The following is a 14,798-nucleotide window of genomic DNA, read 5'->3' as shown; positions in this document are numbered from 1 at the left end:
TCAGGGCCAGTGGCGTTGGAAGACGGGCGCAATGTCCGGATGCTGCTCGACACGCAGCAACTGCCCGTAGAAGGCCGGCCGTTCGGCCTGCAGGTGGGCGCGGGCGCCCGACCATTTGGACACCACCGTCGCCAGCAGCTCCAGCGCGCCGGGCGAGCCGGCGTCGAAGCCGATGCTGAACTCGTCGGCGAACACGCGCCAATGCTCGTGCAGCCGCGCCCGCGTGCCGGCGCGGATCTGCGCCTTCATGGTGTCGTCGCAGGGCTCGCACCAGCGCTCCGGGTAGTCGATGACGCTGATGGCCGCATAGCAGTTGGCCGCCACGTAGACCAGGCCGCGCAGCACCCGCGCCCGCGCGCCGGCATCGCTGGGCAGCAGCAGGTCGGGCGTTGCCGTCAGGCCCAGATGGATGAGTATGGCCGCGCTTTCCGTCAACACGCTGCCGTCGGGCAACACCAGGGTCGGGATCTGGCCCAGCGGGTTCACGCGCAGCAGCTGGTCGTACCCCGGGCCGGGGTTCCAGGACGCCGCGTCGACGCCGGTGTAGGCCAGGCCGGCACGGGTCAGCGCGGCCTCGACGGCGGCCGATCCCGAACCCTTGGTTCCGTACAAGGTCAACATGTGCATGACTCCTTCATCGAGCGTGCAAAATCGTCTCACATCATGAGTCCTACCCCCGCCCTGCCGCCATCCCGGCGAATCGTTCCCAAGCCCAGCTTCGGCCGCGTCAGCGTGGGCGTGCAGGGCCGCGTGATGATCTCCATGGCCGAAGGCCCCTTCGACGCCGAGCTGATGGCGGCCACCAAGCGCGCCATCGCGCTGGCCGGCAAGCGGCTGCCGGCGGACCGCCGCTTCGGCGACCTGCTGGAGATCCGCGGCAGCCTGCAGATGGACGCGGACGCGCTGGCCCAGCTGCGCGCCAGCATCGACAGCTTCGCGTCGCTGGGCATCGTCGCCATCTCCACCGTCTTCCTCGTGCGACCGGGCATCCCCGGCATCGAACGCCTGCCGGCGCTGATGGACATCTGGCGCGCCAGCCGACCCGTGCGCCGCGCCGACAACTTCGACGCGGCCTGGGCGCTGGTCAATGCCGACCTGGCCGCCGCCGGCCTGCCGCAGCAAGCCCCGCCCCTCCGACCATGACGGACGCCACCGGCCTGCAGTGGCCGATCGATGCCAAGGGCAAGCGTGCCTCGGGAGCGCCGGGCCAGCGCATCGTCGCAGCCGCGCTGCGCGGGCTGGATACCGCCGCGGCCGATGCCGTCGTCGCCGAGCGGGACTGGCGCCATGCCTACCCCCGCCACTGGCGCGACCTCGTGCAGGCGCAGGCCGCAAGACCGGCCGGTACCGTCGCGTCGGCCCGCGCCGGGCTGGCCGCGGCCTGGGGCGAACTGCCCTTTGTGCGCGCCGGCCAACCCGTCGCGCTGGCCGATGCGATGCGCACGCCACGACAGGTCTTGCAGACGCTGCGGCTGCGCGGCAGCGGTGATGCCAGGCCCGCGCCGTGGACCGTGCCGCACCAGGGCAAGGAACTCGCCGGCGACGCGCTCGCACGCCAGATCGACCGCTGGGAGAAGGCCGGCATCTGCGAGGCCGCCCACGCCGCTGCGCTGCGGGACTGCCAGGCCCACCCGCAGTGGTTCGACCTGTCCGACCAGCACCTGGTGCTGCTGGGCGCCGGCAGCGAAGCCGGGCCACTGGCCTGGTTGGCCCGGTGGCGCGCCAACCTCGTCGGCATCGACCTGGCCCGCGCGGCGCCCTGGAAGCGCATTGCCGCCACCATCGCCGCCGGCAACGCGACCTTGACCGCTCCCGTCGCGCCGGGGCAGCCGCTGGACGCGGCCCATGCGGGCGCCGACCTGCTGGCCGACACGCCCGAGATCGCCGCTTGGCTGGCCTCGCTGGGCCAGCCGCTGGCCATCGCCAACCTCGCCTATCTGGACGGCGAGCGGCATCTGCGCGTCAGCCTGGCGATGGACGCGATCAGCGCGACGCTGTGCGCGGCCGACGCACGCACCCAGCTGGCCTACATGGCCACGCCGACCGATGTGTTCGCCGTGCCCGAGGAACTGGCCACCGCCGTGATGCAGCGTTATGAGGGGCGCGGCGTCGTCAAGAAGCTGGCCCAGTTCGGCGCGCGGCTTTCGAGCGGCGGGCGTGGCTTTGCGCCTCACATCGAGGCGCTGATCGACGCGGGTGACTTTGGGCGCTGGGGGCTGGTGGACGCACTGGTCGTCGAGCAAGGCCCGAACTACGCGCTCGCCAAGCGGCTGCAGCAATGGCGCGCCCTGGTGGCGCGCGCCGACGGCCATCGCGTGGCCTTCAACGTGGCGCCCAGCACCACGACGGCCTCGGTCGTCTCCAACCCGCTGCTGGCCGCGGGTTTCCGGGGCGCCAAGGCGTTTGGCGTGGAAGTGTTCGAGCCGGCCACGACGAATGCGCTGATGGCCGCGATGTGGGTGCACCAGCTGCGCACCGCGCCGCGCGACTTCGCCCACCCGCTGAAGCTGCTGGTGCACACCGCCAACCATGGCGGCCTGTGGCGGCTGCCCTATCTGCCGCGCTCGGTGCTGCCGATGGCGGCGCTGCTGGGCTTCGTGAAGCGCCGCTAGGCCGGCTTCACGGCGCTCGCGTCGTAGATCTCCAGCCTCGGCGGCTCGCTCGCCAGCGCCATCAGCGCCTTGCCGAACTCGCGCGAGGCCGGCACGCGCAAATGCACCTGCAACGCCGCCATGTCGCTCCACTTCTCGACGAAGGTCAGGCGCAGCGGGTTCTCGGTGTCCAGGTGCACCGCATGGGCGATGCACCCCGGCTCGGCGCGCGAGCGCTCGACATGCTGCTGGCTCAGGCGCAGCACTTCGTCGAAGTGCTCGGGGTGGGCGGTGACATGGCCAAGGACGAGGATCATGAACGGTCTCCTTGGGGCCGGATGATGCCTTGGCTCAGCAGCCGATCTGCCGCACGCTGGTGCCCTGGCGCTTGAGCGTCAGCGTCGGCAGGCCGGCGCCGCTGCTGGGTGCCAGCTCGATGCTGTCGTTGCTCAGGAAGCGGCCGTTGTAGCTGCTCGCGATGGGCGCCGCGGCGACGTTGCCCGGCTCCGTCTTGAGCGTGAGCTTGAATGTGCAGTTGGACCAGTTGCCGTCGTAGTGCAGCTGCGGCAGCGCGTCGACGTTCATGTTCACGCCGGTGAAGCTGCCGCTGCTGGTGGTGGGCGTGTCGGGCAGGAAGAACACCTGCACTGTCGTGGCGCCGCTGGTGCCGGTGAAGCCGAACTCGAACAGCGGGATCAGCAGCACCTCGGTGCCGCCGCCGCAGGACGACAACAGGGACAGCGAGAGCAGCGCGGCGGTGCCGGCGCGGGGAAGGTGGCGGATGTTCATGGTCAGGGCTCCTTGGCCAACAGGCGCAGGAATTGCGCGGTGTCTTTCTCCAGGCGCTGCAGCTCGGGGGCGAGCTCGGCCAGCTGGGCGCGCAGCTCGGGGCTGGTGCGCTGCTTCGTGAAGATGGCGGCCATCTGCGGGTCGATGCGCCAGAAGTGCTGGTGCACGGCCCACAGCTCGTCGCGCAGCGCCCGCCAGGCCGGCAGCACGGGCGCGGGCCAGTGGCGGGCCAGGCTGCCGTCATGGGCTTCGCGGGCGCGCAGGAAGCGCCGCAGCGCGACGTTGTAGCGCTCGACATAGTCCGTCAGCGTGGGTCGCGCCACGGTCTCCTGCTGCAGCAGCATCCAGGCGTTGTTCAGCACCAGCAGGTAGCCGTTCAGCGTCTCGGCCAGGTCCACCTGCGCGGCCTGCGGGTCGGTGGGCGGGATGTTGCGCGCCGACGCCAGCTGCCAGGCCGCGCCGGCCGTTGCCTGCACGCGCTGCTGCACGTCGGCGATGTCGTGCACCGTGGTGGTCAGGTCCTCGGCCGACTTCATCAGGCCGACGATGCCGCGCCCGCTCAGCACCGGCCCGCCGGAGCTGCCGCCGCGCACACCGGCGAAGTCGATGCGCAGGTTGTGGCCCGCGTCGGCCGCCGCGCGCACCTGGCCGCGCGCCGGCACCAGGCCGCATTCGTCATTGCTGCCCAGCAGCCAGACCGGCTCGCCGATGGCGGCCGGCTGACCGGCCAGCGCGCGCTCGGCCAGCTGGAAGCGCGCGGGCCGGGGCGCCGTCAGCAACGCGAGGTCCGCGCCACCCGCATCCCAGCCGGGCCAGGGGCGGGCTTCGAGTTCCGCGGCGTCACCACCGCACAGCCGCAGCCGGATGCGGGCGCTGGACTGCTCGGCCTCACCGCTGCCCCGCATGCCCGTGCGCACGATGACGTGGCGCGCCGTGACGATCCACAGCCGCTGCTCGTCGGCACCAACGATGAGGCCGAAGCCATGCTCGTCGACGTCTTGCGCGGCGATCCACACCAGCTGGCCGCGCAGCCGCTCGCCCAGCTCTTCGCCGCTGAGGAAGCTCGTCGGCTGCGCCACCGCCGCGCCGGCCAGCAGCACGGCGGCCGCGATGACGGCACTCAGGACTTGTCGCCCAGCAGCTTGCGCAGCCATGTGCTGATGCCCCAGAGCAGGCCGCCGGCGCTCCACAGCAGCCCCAGGCGATGGTTGTGGGCGGCGTAGTCCAGCCAGCTGGGCTCCAGCGTCTGCTCGAAGTCGCCGGTCTGCACACCGATGTGGCGGGCCGAGCCGCTGAGCTTGATCACGACGGCATCGCCGACCGCGACCTCGCACTGGTCGACCTGCAGGCCGTCCAGCACCAGGCCGTTGCCGGCGACCAGCGGCAGCTCGCGCTCGGTGGCCGGCAGGCGCAGCGTGCCATGGCGCAGCGACGACGCGAGCCGCACCTGGCCATCGGCGCCGGGCTGGCGCTCGACCAGGCGCAGCGCGGACGGCCGCAGCCCGCGCCATTGGTAGGCGACGTTGCCCAGCCGCTGCAGCCACAGCGCCGTCGCGGCCTTGCCGCCGCCCAGCTTGAGCCATTCGGCCACCGCATAGCTGCCCGGCTCCGCCGGTGCGCCGCCAAAGCTGCTGGCCACCTTGCCGCCCAGGGTCAGCTCGACGCCATGCGGCGCGCCCTCGAAACCCAGGCGCACCGCCGGCGCACCGGCCTCGAAGGACAGCTCCGTGCCGGCCGTGAAGCTGGCGCGGCCCAGCTGCAGGCGCTCGGCGCGCAGCGCCAGCTGGCTGGCACCATCGGTGCGGGCGCGCTTCATCAAGCCGGCGTCGGCCGACTCGACGGTCGTGAAGCCCTCGGCACGCACTTCGCCGCCGACCGGCTGGCCGGCCAGCGCGCCGGCCTCGGCCAGCAGCAGTTGCGCGGCGCCGGCCTCCAGCTCCAGCGAGAACGGCACGCGCGGCACGCGCACCCACGCGGCCAGCGACACCAGCGCCGCCACGATCAGCAAGGCGATGGCATGGCGCCTGAACGCGCGGCTGCGGCCGGTGTCGAGCACGCCCAGCCGCGCATCGACCAACTGCAGCCGCGCCTGCAACTCCTGCAGCGCGGCCAGCGGTGCCTCGTCGCGCAGGCCCTGCGACAGGCGCTCGACCAGCGCCTCGCGCTGCGCCTTCAGCGCTGCCTGCTCAGGGTTGGGCGTCATCGTCGGCCCCGATCAGCGCGAACTGCAGCAGCGGCATGGGCTGGCCCTGGCCGTCGAGGGCGCGCACGTCGATGCGCAGGCCGCGGCCGTCGGCCGGCAGCGGAATGGGCAGCGCGATGCGCTCCCAGGCGAACAGCGGCGGGCCGCTGATGTCGCGCCAGCCGGGGTCCGGCAACTCGGCGCCGCCGACGCGATAGCCGCGCCAGGCCAGTGCCGACACCGCCACCGAAGGCCGCAGCACGGCGTAGACCTTGTCGCCGCCGCCCGGCGTGCCGGCTGCCTGCATGGCCACCGGCACGAAGCCCGGCAGATCGGTGCTGCCGCCCGCCAACGCCAGAAATCCGAGATCTCGCGCGGCCAGGCCGGTGGCCTGCAGCATGGGCGCGCTGTCCCACGCCAGGCCGGCGCCGCGGGCGAGCCGGGCGTCCACGCGGTACAGCGGGCTGGAGCGCAGCGGCTGGATCAGCAGGTGCACGTCCAGCCGCCGGCTGGCACGCAGCGTCAGCGCACCAGCCGTCCAGCTGCCCGGCGCGGCCTGCGTCAGCGACACCAGCTCGATGAAGGGCTGGGACACGTTCTTCACGTAGAAGCCCTCGCAGCGCGGCTGGCCGGGCACGGGCCCGTAGGCCGGCTGGCGGGCCGTGCTGGCGACCAGCAATGGGCATTGGAAGGGCGGCACCTGCGCCTGGGCCGCACCCAGGCCCAACGCCATCAGGGCATGCACCCCGCAGCGGACAGCGGCGGCGGTCCGTGGGACTCGTGGCATCGCAGCGCCCTCCAGCGGGCCAGTCTAGCGACGGATGCCTGCGGCGGCCCTCGTCAGACTAGGGAAGGGTCGAAGGCCGTCAGAAGGGCCAGGGGCGTGGCTCCGGCCGCAACTGCTCCCACGCGGCCCCCAGCGCCAGCACGCCGGCATCGTCGAAGCGGCGACCGATTATCTGCAGGCCTATGGGCAAGGGCTGCAACCCCGCCGCCGTGTAGCCGGCATTGATGGACAGCGCCGGCTGCTCGCTCATGTTGAACGGCAGCGTGAAGGCGATGTGCTCGAAGGGGCGCGCCGGGTCGTGCAGCGGGCTGGCCTGGTGGGCCGGGTAGGCGGGCATGGGGCTCACGGGCGACAGCACGAAGTCGAACGGCTCGCAGGCGGCGTTGGCCGCCTCGCGCAAGGCCTGCATCTGGCTGTAGCCGCGGAACACCGTGCCGCCGTCGTAGCCGGCCGCGGGCGCCACCCAGTCCAGGATGTAGGGCAGCACGCGAGCGCGGCGCTCGAGCGCAAGCGCCGAGATGTCCAGCCAGGAGCGCATGCGCCAGAAGCGATCGATGCCGTCGGCCATCTCGCGCGTCGTGAAAGGCGCCACGGGTTCGACGATGGCACCGGCCTGTTCGAAGGCGCGCGCGGCTGCGGACACGGCGGCCGCAACATCGGGTTGCACGGCATCGCCCCAGCCGGCGTCCAGCCACAGGCCGATGCGCAGGCCGCGCAGCTCGATGGGCCGCAGCGCGACCGGGCCTGGCGGCAGCTGCGTCGCGTCGCGCGCATCGGGCCGGGCCAGCGCGGCCAGCATCAGCGCGGCGTCCTGAACCGTGCGCGTCAACGGCCCGGCGACGCGGCCGGCATAGGCGGGCTTGATGGGCACGCGGCCGTGGCTGGGCTTGAGACCCACCAGGCCGCACCAGCCGGCCGGCAGCCGGATGGAGCCGCCGATGTCGGTGCCCAGGTGCAGCGGCCCATAGCCGGCCGCGGCGGCGGCCGCCGCACCGGCGCTGGAGCCACCCGGCGTCAGCGCGGTGTCCCAGGGGTTGCGCGCCGGCTCGGCGTAGAGGCTGGACAGGCCCGAACTGAGCATGCCGTAGTCGGGCATGGTGGTGCGGGCCCAGGCGATGGCGCCGGCCTCGCGCAGCCGTGCCGCGGGCGGGGCCTCGAAGTTGGCCGTGGCGTCGTCGGCCGTCGCCGCCGTGCCGAGGCGGTAGGCCGCGCCGGGCACGGCAATGTTTTCCTTCAGCGTGACCGGCACGCCGTCCAGCGCCAGAGCGGTGCCGGCAGCCCAGCGCGCTTCGCTGGCGTGCGCGGCAGCCAGGGCCGCATCGGCACTGACGGCGCACAGCGCATGCAACTGGCCCTCGCGCTGCTCGGCGTGGGCCAGCACCGCCCGCAGCACGTCGACGGGCGACAGCGCGCGCGAGCGGTAGGCAGCCAGCAGCTCGGCCGCACCGAGGCCGAAGATCACTTCTTCAGCTGCTGGGCGGCCTTCAGCATCGCGTCGATGTGGCCGTCGGGGTTCATGCTGGCGTGCACGGCGGCGATCTTGCCGTCGCTGGCGATCAGGTAGGACACGCGGTCGGCCATGCCCGGCACGACCTTCAGCGCGGCGTCGTACGACTTCATGACCTTGGCGCCCGCGTCGGCCGCGACGGCAAACTTGCTGCGGCAGGCCTCGACGCTGAACTTCTTCAGCGTGTCGATGTCGTCGTTGGACATGCCGATGACTGTCACGCCCTGGGCCTTGAACTTCTCCGTCGCCTCGGCGAACTGGTGGGCCTCGACGGTGCAGCCGCTGGTGAAGGCCTTGGGGTAGAAGTACAGGACGACCGGGCCTTGCTTGAGCGCGTCGGCCAGCTTGAACTTGAAGGGCTGGCCGCCGACGGCGGCGTCGGCGCTGAAGTCAGGCGCGGGGGCGCCAACGGCAAGGGCGGCATGGGCCGGGCCCGACAGCGCAAAGGCCAACGTCGCGAGAATCGCCAGCGGGCGAATCGAATGCAAAAACATAACGACTCCAATAGGTGAAGAATCACGCTCGGCCCGGCATGCCCGAACGGCCTCGCATGCTCCTAGTATCCGCGCCAGGAAAAACTTGGTTTCTTGAGATGCGAATACCCCTGAGCTGCCGCGTGCCGGCGACCCTTTTGCTGACCTTGCTCGCGTTGGCGGGCTGTGGCGGCGTTGGAAGAGACATCGGCGAGGGCATCGGCAACGCCGTCGGCTGCGCCATCCTCAACTGCACCGAATCGTCGACGCTGGGCGTCGACGAGATCAGCCCCCGCTTTGCGGCCACGCAGACCGATGCCAGCCAGACCATCGTCGTCGAAGGCTCGCTGGGCAAGTCGGCCAACCTGCTGACCACCGTGCTCATCGCGCCAGACGAGCGCCTGTCGACCAGCGCCGACGGCGGCAACGAAGTGCAGATGGTCAACCCCGACGGCAAACGCCTGGACTACAGCACCAGCCTAAGCTCCGCCAGTGCCCAGCCGATGGTGCGTGTCGTCTTCACACGCGCCGGCGTGCGCCATGTCAGCGAAGTGACGCTGCCCGCCGCGTTCTCGGTGCTGCAACCCACCGGCAGCCCGGTGCTGACGCGCAACAGCGCGGCCCTGCCCGTTCGCCTGAGCCTGTCGACCAGCGGCGACGCCGGTGCTGTCGCCAGTGGCAGCTGCAGCCGCGTGGATGGCAGCAGCTTCAGCTTCAAGAGCCAAAACCTGAACGCGGTCGCCGAGGCCAGCGTCGCTGGCGGCTACCGGCTGAATCCGGCCGCCGTCGACGCCGCGCTGAACGACGCCAGCAACAAGGCCAACAACGGCAGCACCACCACGGCGGCGGTTTCGCAATGCCAGCTGACTGTCGCCTGGACGCGCACCAGCCGCGGCAGCGTGGCTCCCACGATGAACGGGCACGGCGCTTTGAACGGCCAGCGCCAGGCCACTCACCCGCTGACCTACGACGCGCGTTCCTGAAGCAGCCCGTCGGCCAGCCAGCGCTGCAGCGCGCCGATGACGGCCGGCGCGGCGGCTTCGGCGTCGCCCAGCTCGGCCGCGGCGCGCTCGCACAGCAGCGCAAAGGGCGCGCCGGCGGCAATCGCCTCGAGCAGCGCAGCCTCCAGCGGCTCCAGTGAGCGCCAACGGGTTTCGCCGTCCTGGCGCCAGGCCAGCAGCACGTGTGCATGCGGCACGGGCTCCGGCAGCTCGGGCTGGTCGGCGCCGGATTCAGGCTCCCATTCGCGCAGCACGCGCCAGGCGGGCTCGATGGCGTAAGCCAGTGCCACGCGCTGCACGCTGGGCTGCAGGTGCAGCACCAACCCGGCCCAGTCGTCGGGCGGCAGCGCCGCCAGCGTCGCGGAATCCAGCAACGGCGCCTCGGCCGCATCAAAGGTGCCACGCAGCGTCCAGTCCATGCGGGCGAAGTCCACCAGACTGGCGTGAGGCACCAGCTCGTCGTCGGCCGCGGCCATGAAGCCGGCCAGTTCGTGGCCGAACCAGCGGATGGACGGGTGCTGGCTGGGGCGCGCGGCGATGTAGGCCCGCCCCAGCGCGTCGAAGGCTTCGTCGCCCAGCGCGCGGGCGAGCACCGTGTAGTTGTCGGCCAGCGCGGCCACGAGGCGGGCGCGGTAGGCATGGCGATAGACCTGCAGGCCGACGGCGAAATCGCCCGCGAGCAGGCCCGCGACTTCGGCGTCATCGCGGATGGCCGCGGCGAGCTGCTGCTGTTGCTCCGCGACGCTCATGACGCGGCGGCGCCCAGCCGGCGCGCGGTGGCCAGCTCGGCCAGCAGCTCGGCCAGCGGCGGGATGTGGTCGTCGCGCTCGATCATCGTCGGCACAGGGCCGAAGCGCTGCAGCGCGTGCTCGTAGAGCGCCCAGACCTCGTCGCGGACTGGGTGGTCGTGCGTGTCGATGACGATGTCGCCGCGGTCCTCGTGGCCGGCAAGGTGGATCTGGCGCACGGGTTCAACCGGGATCGCGTCCAGGTAGGCCACCGGATCGAAGCCGTGGTTGCGGCCCGACACATAGACGTTGTTGACGTCCAGCAGCAGCTGGGCGCCGGTGGCCTTCAGCAGTTGCGCGATGAAATCCCACTCCGTCATCTCGTCGGCCGCGAAGCGCACATAGCTGGACACGTTCTCCAGCACCAGCGGCCGGCCGAGGATGTCCTGCGCCTGGGCGATGCGCCCGCCGACATGGTCCAGCGCGGCGCGCGTCAGGGGTACCGGCAGCAGGTCGTGCAGGTGGCTGTGCGCGTCGGCGCTCCAGCACAGGTGGTCCGACACCCAGCCGGGTTGAAGGCGGTCTGCGAGCGCCTTCAAGTCGCGCAGATAGCCCAGGTCCAGCGGCGCCGGCCCGGCGACGGACAGCGACACGCCGTGCATGACCAGCGGGTACGCCGCGCGGATGCGCTCCAGGTGCGCCAGCGGCGGCCCGCCGGGCACCAGGTAGTTCTCGGAAATGATCTCCAGCCAGTCGGGGCGGACGTCGGCGTCGACGCCGGCTTCAAAGTCGGCGTAATGCTCGACACGCAACCCCAGGCCGAAACCTTGGATTCGGGTCATGTCGTCAGAAACGAAAACGACGCGCGGCCGCAGGCTCGCGCGCCATCGAGCGGCACTGTCGGAACCGGCTGTGCCAGGTCGCTCAGTGCGCCCCCTTCAGGGCAGACGCGTGAGCGTCTCGAGGGTGGACTTACTTTTCAACTTTTCCGCCGGCCTTGGTGCACTCTTCGGCGGTCTTCTTGCTGACCCAGCCCTGGCCCTTGCAGCCGTTGTGGCCCTTGCAGTCGCTCTTGGCGGTCTTGCATTCGGAGGTGCCCTTGCAGCCGTTGACGCCGGAACACTTGACCATGCCGTCGGCGGCCATGGCCGTCGTGGGCACGGCGGTGGCGAACAGGGCGGCTGCGGCCGCGGCAATGCCCAGGCCGGTCTTGAGGGATGCGTTCATGTCGAGTCTCCAGAAAAAGGGGAAGTGGTTGAGATCGGGTTCACCACAGGTCGACACGGAAGAGTCCACATCGACTTGCCAGCTTCTGTCGGGGGCCCCGCCCTACTCCTTACAACCGACAGACAGATTCTGATTACCTGCTGTTATGACTGCAATGGCGCGTGGCATTCGTCATGTCGTGGCCCCAGCCGCTAGAGTCCGGCAGCTTCCGTTGCCTTCTTCCATGCTGAACACCGAAACCCCGAGCACCCGGCATCCCGACCTGGACACCTACGCCACGCCCGCACTGCTGGATGCGTTCATCGACGACCAGACCGCCGCCGTCGCTGCCGTCAAGGCCGCCGCGCCGCAGCTCGCCGCGGCCGTGGACGCCGCGCTGCCGCGCATCCGCGCCGGCGGCCGGCTGCTGTACGCCGGTGCCGGCACGTCCGGCCGCCTGGGCGTGCTGGACAGCGTGGAGCTGTACCCGACGTTCTCATGGCCGCGCGAGCGCGCGGTCGCCGTCATCGCCGGCGGCCAGGGCGCGATGTTCGTCGCCGTCGAAGGCGCCGAGGACGACCGCGCGCAAGGCGCCGCCGACCTCGCCGCGCTGAACCCCGGCCCCAACGACGTCGCGCTGCTGCTGGCAGCAAGCGGCGGCACGCCCTATGTGCTGGGCGCTATTCAAGCCGCGCGCGCAGCCGGCGCGCTGACCATCGGTTTCGCCAACAACCCCGGCGCGCCGGTCACGCAGCAGGCGGAGATCGGCATCGTGCTGGACACCGGCGCCGAGGTCATCTCCGGCAGCACGCGGCTGAAGGCCGGCACCTCGCAGAAGATCGCGCTGAACACCTTCTCGTCGGCGCTGATGGTGCGGCTCAACAAGGTCTACGGCAACCTGATGGTGGACCTGAAGGCCACCAACGTGAAGCTGGTCAAGCGCGCCGTGGCGCTGACCGTGCGCGCGTCGGGCGCCAGCGAGGCGGATGCCCAGGCGGCGTTGGCGCAATGCGACCACCATGTGAAGACGGCGCTGGTGATGCTCAAGCGTGGCATTGGCGCGGCCGAGGCGCAGACGCTGCTGGACGCCGTCGACGGCAGCGTGAGCCGGGCACTGGCTGCGTGAACGCGGGCCAGCGCTCACCCTGGGCGTGGATCCCGACGCTCTACTTCGCGCAGGGCATCCCTTACGTCGTCGTGATGACCTTGTCGGTCGTCATGTACAAGAACCTCGGCATTTCCAACACCGACATCGCGCTGTACACCAGCTGGCTCTACCTGCCCTGGGTCATCAAGCCGTTGTGGTCGCCGCTGGCCGAGCTGTTCGGCACCAAGCGCACGTGGGTGACGGTGCTGCAGTTCTTCGTCGGCGCGGCACTGGCGGGCGTGGCGCTGACCATCCCGACCGACCAGGTGTTCCAGCTGTCGCTGGCCGTGTTCTGGCTGATGGCGTTCGCGTCGGCGTCGCACGACATCGCGGCCGACGGCTATTACATGCTGGCCCTGCCGCAGCACAGCCAGGCCGCCTTCGTCGGCGTGCGCTCGACCTTCTACCGGCTGGCCAACATCGGCGGCCAGGGCGGGCTGGTCTACCTGGCCGGCGAGCTGACCGAGCGCACCGGCAGTGTGGTGCAGGCCTGGACCTGGGTGTTCTGGCTGCTGGGCGGGTTGTTCGTCGTGCTGGCGCTGTGGCATGCGGTCGTGCTGCCACGGCCGGCGGCCGACGTGCGCGGGCCCGGTCGCAGCGCGGCGCGCGGCCTGGCGGCCGAGTTCTTCGCGGTGTTCGCCAGCTTCTTCAAGAAGCCCGGCATCGCCGTCACGCTGGGCTTCCTGCTGCTGTACCGCTTTCCCGAGGCGCAGCTGCTCAAGCTGGCCAGCCCCTTCCTGCTGGACCCCGTCGACAAGGGCGGCCTGGGCCTGACGACCAAGGCGGTGGGCATCGCCTACGGCACCGTGGGCCTGACCGCGCTGACGCTGGGCGGCCTGGCCGGCGGCTGGGTCATCTCCCGCATCGGCCTGAAGCGCGCGCTGTGGCCGCTGGTGCTGGCCATGCATGTGCCCAACGTCGCCTTCCTGCTGCTGGCCATGACGCACCCGACCAGCCTGGCCGTCATCAGCAGCGCGCTGGCCGTCGAGCAGTTCGGCTACGGCCTGGGCTTCACGGCCTACCTGATGTACATGATCCACGTCGCCGAGGGCACGCAGAAGACCGCGCACTACGCGATCTGCACCGGCTTCATGGCGCTGGGGATGATGATCCCGGGCATGTGGAGCGGCTGGCTGCAGGACCACATCGGCTATGTGCCGTTCTTCGCGTGGGTGTTGGTGGCCACCGTGCCCAGCTTCGTGATGGCAGCGCTGATCCGGGTGCCCGAGGACTTCGGCAAGAAGGTCGAGGCATGAAGGACCGCATCCTGTCGCTCGACGCCTTCCGCGGCTTCGCCATCGCGGCCATGCTGCTGGTCAACAACCCGGGCGACTGGGGCCATGTCTACGCGCCGCTGCTGCACGCGCACTGGAACGGCTGGACGTTCACGGACTGGGTGTTCCCGTTCTTCGTCTTCATCAGCGGCATGGCGATGACGCTCAGCCTCGCGCGCCGCGCGCAGGCCGGGGCCGACAAGACCGCGCTGCTGCTGAGCACATCGCGCCGTGCGCTGGTCATCATCGGCATCGGCCTGCTGCTCAACCTCATTCCCAGCTTCAACGTCGACACCGTGCGCCTGCCCGGCGTGCTGCAGCGCCTGGGCCTGTGCACGCTGGCCGCCGCGCCCATCGTCATCTGGCACGGCCGGCGCGGCGTGGCGCTGTGGGCGGTGCTGCTGATGGCCGTCTACGCGCTCATCCAGCTGTACCTGCCGGTGCCGGACGTGGACGGTGTGGTCCACGTGGGGCTGCTGGAACCCGGCAAGGACGCAGGCGCCTGGATCGACCGCCTGCTGTTGCAAGGCCACTTGTGGAAGCAGGCCAAGACCTGGGACCCGGAAGGCCTGCTGTCCACGCTGCCAGCCGTGTCGACGCAACTGCTGGGCGTGCTGGCCGGCTATGTGCTCGCATCGAGCAGGCAGCCGGCCGAGAAGACCATGACCTGGGTGCTCTACGGCCTCGCCAGCCTGTGGCTGGGCCAGCTGCTGGACGCCTGGCTGATGCCCATCAACAAGTCGCTGTGGACGCCGTCCTACGTCTTCGCGATGGCCGGCTGGGCGCTGATCGTGTTCGCCGTCTTCCACTGGCTGCTGGACGCGATGCCGCAGCCGCTGGCCCGCGCGCGCTGGGCGCGGCTGCTGCACCCGCTGGTGGTGTTCGGCATGAACGCGCTGTTCCTGTTCGCGCTGTCGGGCCTGATCGCCAAGATGCTCTACACGGTCAAGCTGGGCGACGGCCGCAGCCTGGGCGGCACGCTGTACGCGCCGCTGCGCGACTCGGGCCTGGCGCCGGTCAATGCCTCGCTGCTGTACGCCCTCGCCTTCGTGCTCGTCATGTACGCGGTGGCCTGGGTCATGCACCGCCAACACTGGTTCGTGAAAGTCTGAT

General features: G+C 71.2%; 17 protein-coding genes. 6 read left to right on the top strand and 11 right to left on the bottom strand.

What is annotated here, in order from left to right; all coding sequences use genetic code 11:
- Positions 1 to 621: a glutathione S-transferase N-terminal domain-containing protein gene (locus tag AC1D29_RS17280; RefSeq protein WP_477899590.1), complete on the bottom strand. Its 621-nt coding sequence runs from the start codon at positions 619 to 621 to the stop codon at positions 1 to 3.
- Positions 622 to 663: 42 nt separating this feature from the next.
- Between AC1D29_RS17280 and AC1D29_RS17275 the strand changes: the two genes are divergently transcribed.
- The gene (locus tag AC1D29_RS17275) at positions 664 to 1,143 is read left to right on the top strand and encodes a hypothetical protein (protein WP_477899588.1); all 480 of its coding nucleotides are present in this window, start codon (positions 664 to 666) and stop codon (positions 1,141 to 1,143) included.
- Positions 1,140 to 2,612, top strand: a complete 1,473-nt coding sequence (locus AC1D29_RS17270) for a hypothetical protein (RefSeq protein ID WP_477899586.1) — start codon at positions 1,140 to 1,142, stop codon at positions 2,610 to 2,612. The genes AC1D29_RS17275 and AC1D29_RS17270 overlap by 4 nt, the downstream gene beginning before the upstream one ends.
- Here AC1D29_RS17270 and AC1D29_RS17265 read toward each other — a convergent pair.
- The 7 genes from AC1D29_RS17265 to AC1D29_RS17235 form a co-directional block, all read right to left on the bottom strand.
- A complete protein-coding gene (locus AC1D29_RS17265; protein ID WP_477899584.1) occupies positions 2,609 to 2,908 on the bottom strand; it encodes a putative quinol monooxygenase in 300 nt (99 codons plus the stop codon). The genes AC1D29_RS17270 and AC1D29_RS17265 overlap by 4 nt on opposite strands.
- 34 nt (positions 2,909 to 2,942) lie before the next feature.
- Complete coding sequence (locus AC1D29_RS17260; RefSeq protein ID WP_477899582.1) at positions 2,943 to 3,380, bottom strand: hypothetical protein; 438 nt, start codon at positions 3,378 to 3,380, stop codon at positions 2,943 to 2,945.
- A gap of 2 nt (positions 3,381 to 3,382) precedes the next feature.
- Positions 3,383 to 4,534, bottom strand: a complete 1,152-nt coding sequence (locus AC1D29_RS17255; RefSeq protein ID WP_477899581.1) for a S1 family peptidase — start codon at positions 4,532 to 4,534, stop codon at positions 3,383 to 3,385.
- Positions 4,501 to 5,583: a hypothetical protein gene (locus AC1D29_RS17250; RefSeq protein WP_477899579.1), complete on the bottom strand. Its 1,083-nt coding sequence runs from the start codon at positions 5,581 to 5,583 to the stop codon at positions 4,501 to 4,503. Before AC1D29_RS17250 ends, AC1D29_RS17255 begins: the two co-directional genes overlap by 34 nt.
- A complete protein-coding gene (locus AC1D29_RS17245) occupies positions 5,567 to 6,295 on the bottom strand; it encodes a hypothetical protein (protein WP_477899577.1) in 729 nt (242 codons plus the stop codon). The genes AC1D29_RS17250 and AC1D29_RS17245 overlap by 17 nt, the downstream gene beginning before the upstream one ends.
- 133 nt (positions 6,296 to 6,428) lie before the next feature.
- A complete protein-coding gene (locus tag AC1D29_RS17240; protein ID WP_477899844.1) occupies positions 6,429 to 7,808 on the bottom strand; it encodes an amidase in 1,380 nt (459 codons plus the stop codon).
- Complete coding sequence (locus AC1D29_RS17235; protein ID WP_477899575.1) at positions 7,808 to 8,350, bottom strand: peroxiredoxin; 543 nt, start codon at positions 8,348 to 8,350, stop codon at positions 7,808 to 7,810. The genes AC1D29_RS17240 and AC1D29_RS17235 overlap by 1 nt, the downstream gene beginning before the upstream one ends.
- Before the next feature lie 122 nt (positions 8,351 to 8,472).
- Between AC1D29_RS17235 and AC1D29_RS17230 the strand changes: the two genes are divergently transcribed.
- Positions 8,473 to 9,312 carry a hypothetical protein gene (locus tag AC1D29_RS17230; RefSeq protein WP_477899573.1) on the top strand — a complete coding sequence of 280 codons (840 nt, stop codon included), beginning with the start codon at positions 8,473 to 8,475 and terminating at the stop codon, positions 9,310 to 9,312.
- Here the strand turns inward: AC1D29_RS17230 and AC1D29_RS17225 are convergent.
- From AC1D29_RS17225 to bufA2, 3 genes are all read right to left on the bottom strand, one after another.
- Positions 9,294 to 10,079 (bottom strand): HvfC/BufC family peptide modification chaperone, encoded by a 786-nt coding sequence (locus AC1D29_RS17225; RefSeq protein ID WP_477899571.1) that lies wholly within the window; start codon positions 10,077 to 10,079, stop codon positions 9,294 to 9,296. The genes AC1D29_RS17230 and AC1D29_RS17225 overlap by 19 nt on opposite strands.
- Positions 10,076 to 10,900: an MNIO family bufferin maturase gene (bufB, locus tag AC1D29_RS17220; protein WP_477899569.1), complete on the bottom strand. Its 825-nt coding sequence runs from the start codon at positions 10,898 to 10,900 to the stop codon at positions 10,076 to 10,078. Before bufB ends, AC1D29_RS17225 begins: the two co-directional genes overlap by 4 nt.
- Before the next feature lie 130 nt (positions 10,901 to 11,030).
- A complete protein-coding gene (gene bufA2 / locus AC1D29_RS17215; protein WP_477899567.1) occupies positions 11,031 to 11,285 on the bottom strand; it encodes a BufA2 family periplasmic bufferin-type metallophore in 255 nt (84 codons plus the stop codon).
- 223 nt (positions 11,286 to 11,508) lie between these two features.
- On the opposite strand from bufA2, the gene AC1D29_RS17210 reads away from it, so the two are divergent.
- From AC1D29_RS17210 to AC1D29_RS17200, 3 genes are read left to right on the top strand one after another with little or no spacing between them, the layout of a single operon-like run.
- Entirely contained in the window at positions 11,509 to 12,390 is an 882-nt protein-coding gene (locus AC1D29_RS17210; protein ID WP_477899565.1) for an N-acetylmuramic acid 6-phosphate etherase, read from the top strand.
- Positions 12,387 to 13,667 carry an MFS transporter gene (locus AC1D29_RS17205; RefSeq protein ID WP_477899563.1) on the top strand — a complete coding sequence of 427 codons (1,281 nt, stop codon included), beginning with the start codon at positions 12,387 to 12,389 and terminating at the stop codon, positions 13,665 to 13,667. The genes AC1D29_RS17210 and AC1D29_RS17205 overlap by 4 nt, the downstream gene beginning before the upstream one ends.
- On the top strand, positions 13,664 to 14,797 hold the full coding sequence (locus AC1D29_RS17200) for an acyltransferase family protein (RefSeq protein ID WP_477899561.1): 1,134 nt from the start codon (positions 13,664 to 13,666) through the stop codon (positions 14,795 to 14,797). The genes AC1D29_RS17205 and AC1D29_RS17200 overlap by 4 nt, the downstream gene beginning before the upstream one ends.
- The last annotated feature ends 1 nt before the right edge of the window (position 14,798 follow it).

This window comes from Roseateles sp. P1_C6 (assembly GCF_056406315.1).
Note: the sequence above shows the minus strand (reverse complement) of the source record. Positions and strands in the feature narration are given on the sequence as shown.

Excerpts from the sequence above, each read along its gene's own strand:
- AC1D29_RS17280 (WP_477899590.1), bottom strand. The coding sequence starts at position 621 with ATGTTGACCTTGTACGGAACCAAGGGTTCGGGATCGGCCGCCGTCGAG.
- AC1D29_RS17275 (WP_477899588.1), top strand. The coding sequence starts at position 664 with ATGAGTCCTACCCCCGCCCTGCCGCCATCCCGGCGAATCGTTCCCAAG.
- AC1D29_RS17270 (WP_477899586.1), top strand. The coding sequence starts at position 1,140 with ATGACGGACGCCACCGGCCTGCAGTGGCCGATCGATGCCAAGGGCAAG.
- AC1D29_RS17265 (WP_477899584.1), bottom strand. The coding sequence starts at position 2,908 with ATGATCCTCGTCCTTGGCCATGTCACCGCCCACCCCGAGCACTTCGAC.
- AC1D29_RS17260 (WP_477899582.1), bottom strand. The coding sequence starts at position 3,380 with ATGAACATCCGCCACCTTCCCCGCGCCGGCACCGCCGCGCTGCTCTCG.
- AC1D29_RS17255 (WP_477899581.1), bottom strand. The coding sequence starts at position 4,534 with ATGGCTGCGCAAGCTGCTGGGCGACAAGTCCTGAGTGCCGTCATCGCG.
- AC1D29_RS17250 (WP_477899579.1), bottom strand. The coding sequence starts at position 5,583 with ATGACGCCCAACCCTGAGCAGGCAGCGCTGAAGGCGCAGCGCGAGGCG.
- AC1D29_RS17245 (WP_477899577.1), bottom strand. The coding sequence starts at position 6,295 with ATGGCGTTGGGCCTGGGTGCGGCCCAGGCGCAGGTGCCGCCCTTCCAA.
- AC1D29_RS17235 (WP_477899575.1), bottom strand. The coding sequence starts at position 8,350 with ATGTTTTTGCATTCGATTCGCCCGCTGGCGATTCTCGCGACGTTGGCC.
- AC1D29_RS17225 (WP_477899571.1), bottom strand. The coding sequence starts at position 10,079 with ATGAGCGTCGCGGAGCAACAGCAGCAGCTCGCCGCGGCCATCCGCGAT.
- bufB (WP_477899569.1), bottom strand. The coding sequence starts at position 10,900 with ATGACCCGAATCCAAGGTTTCGGCCTGGGGTTGCGTGTCGAGCATTAC.
- bufA2 (WP_477899567.1), bottom strand. The coding sequence starts at position 11,285 with ATGAACGCATCCCTCAAGACCGGCCTGGGCATTGCCGCGGCCGCAGCC.
- AC1D29_RS17210 (WP_477899565.1), top strand. The coding sequence starts at position 11,509 with ATGCTGAACACCGAAACCCCGAGCACCCGGCATCCCGACCTGGACACC.
- AC1D29_RS17200 (WP_477899561.1), top strand. The coding sequence starts at position 13,664 with ATGAAGGACCGCATCCTGTCGCTCGACGCCTTCCGCGGCTTCGCCATC.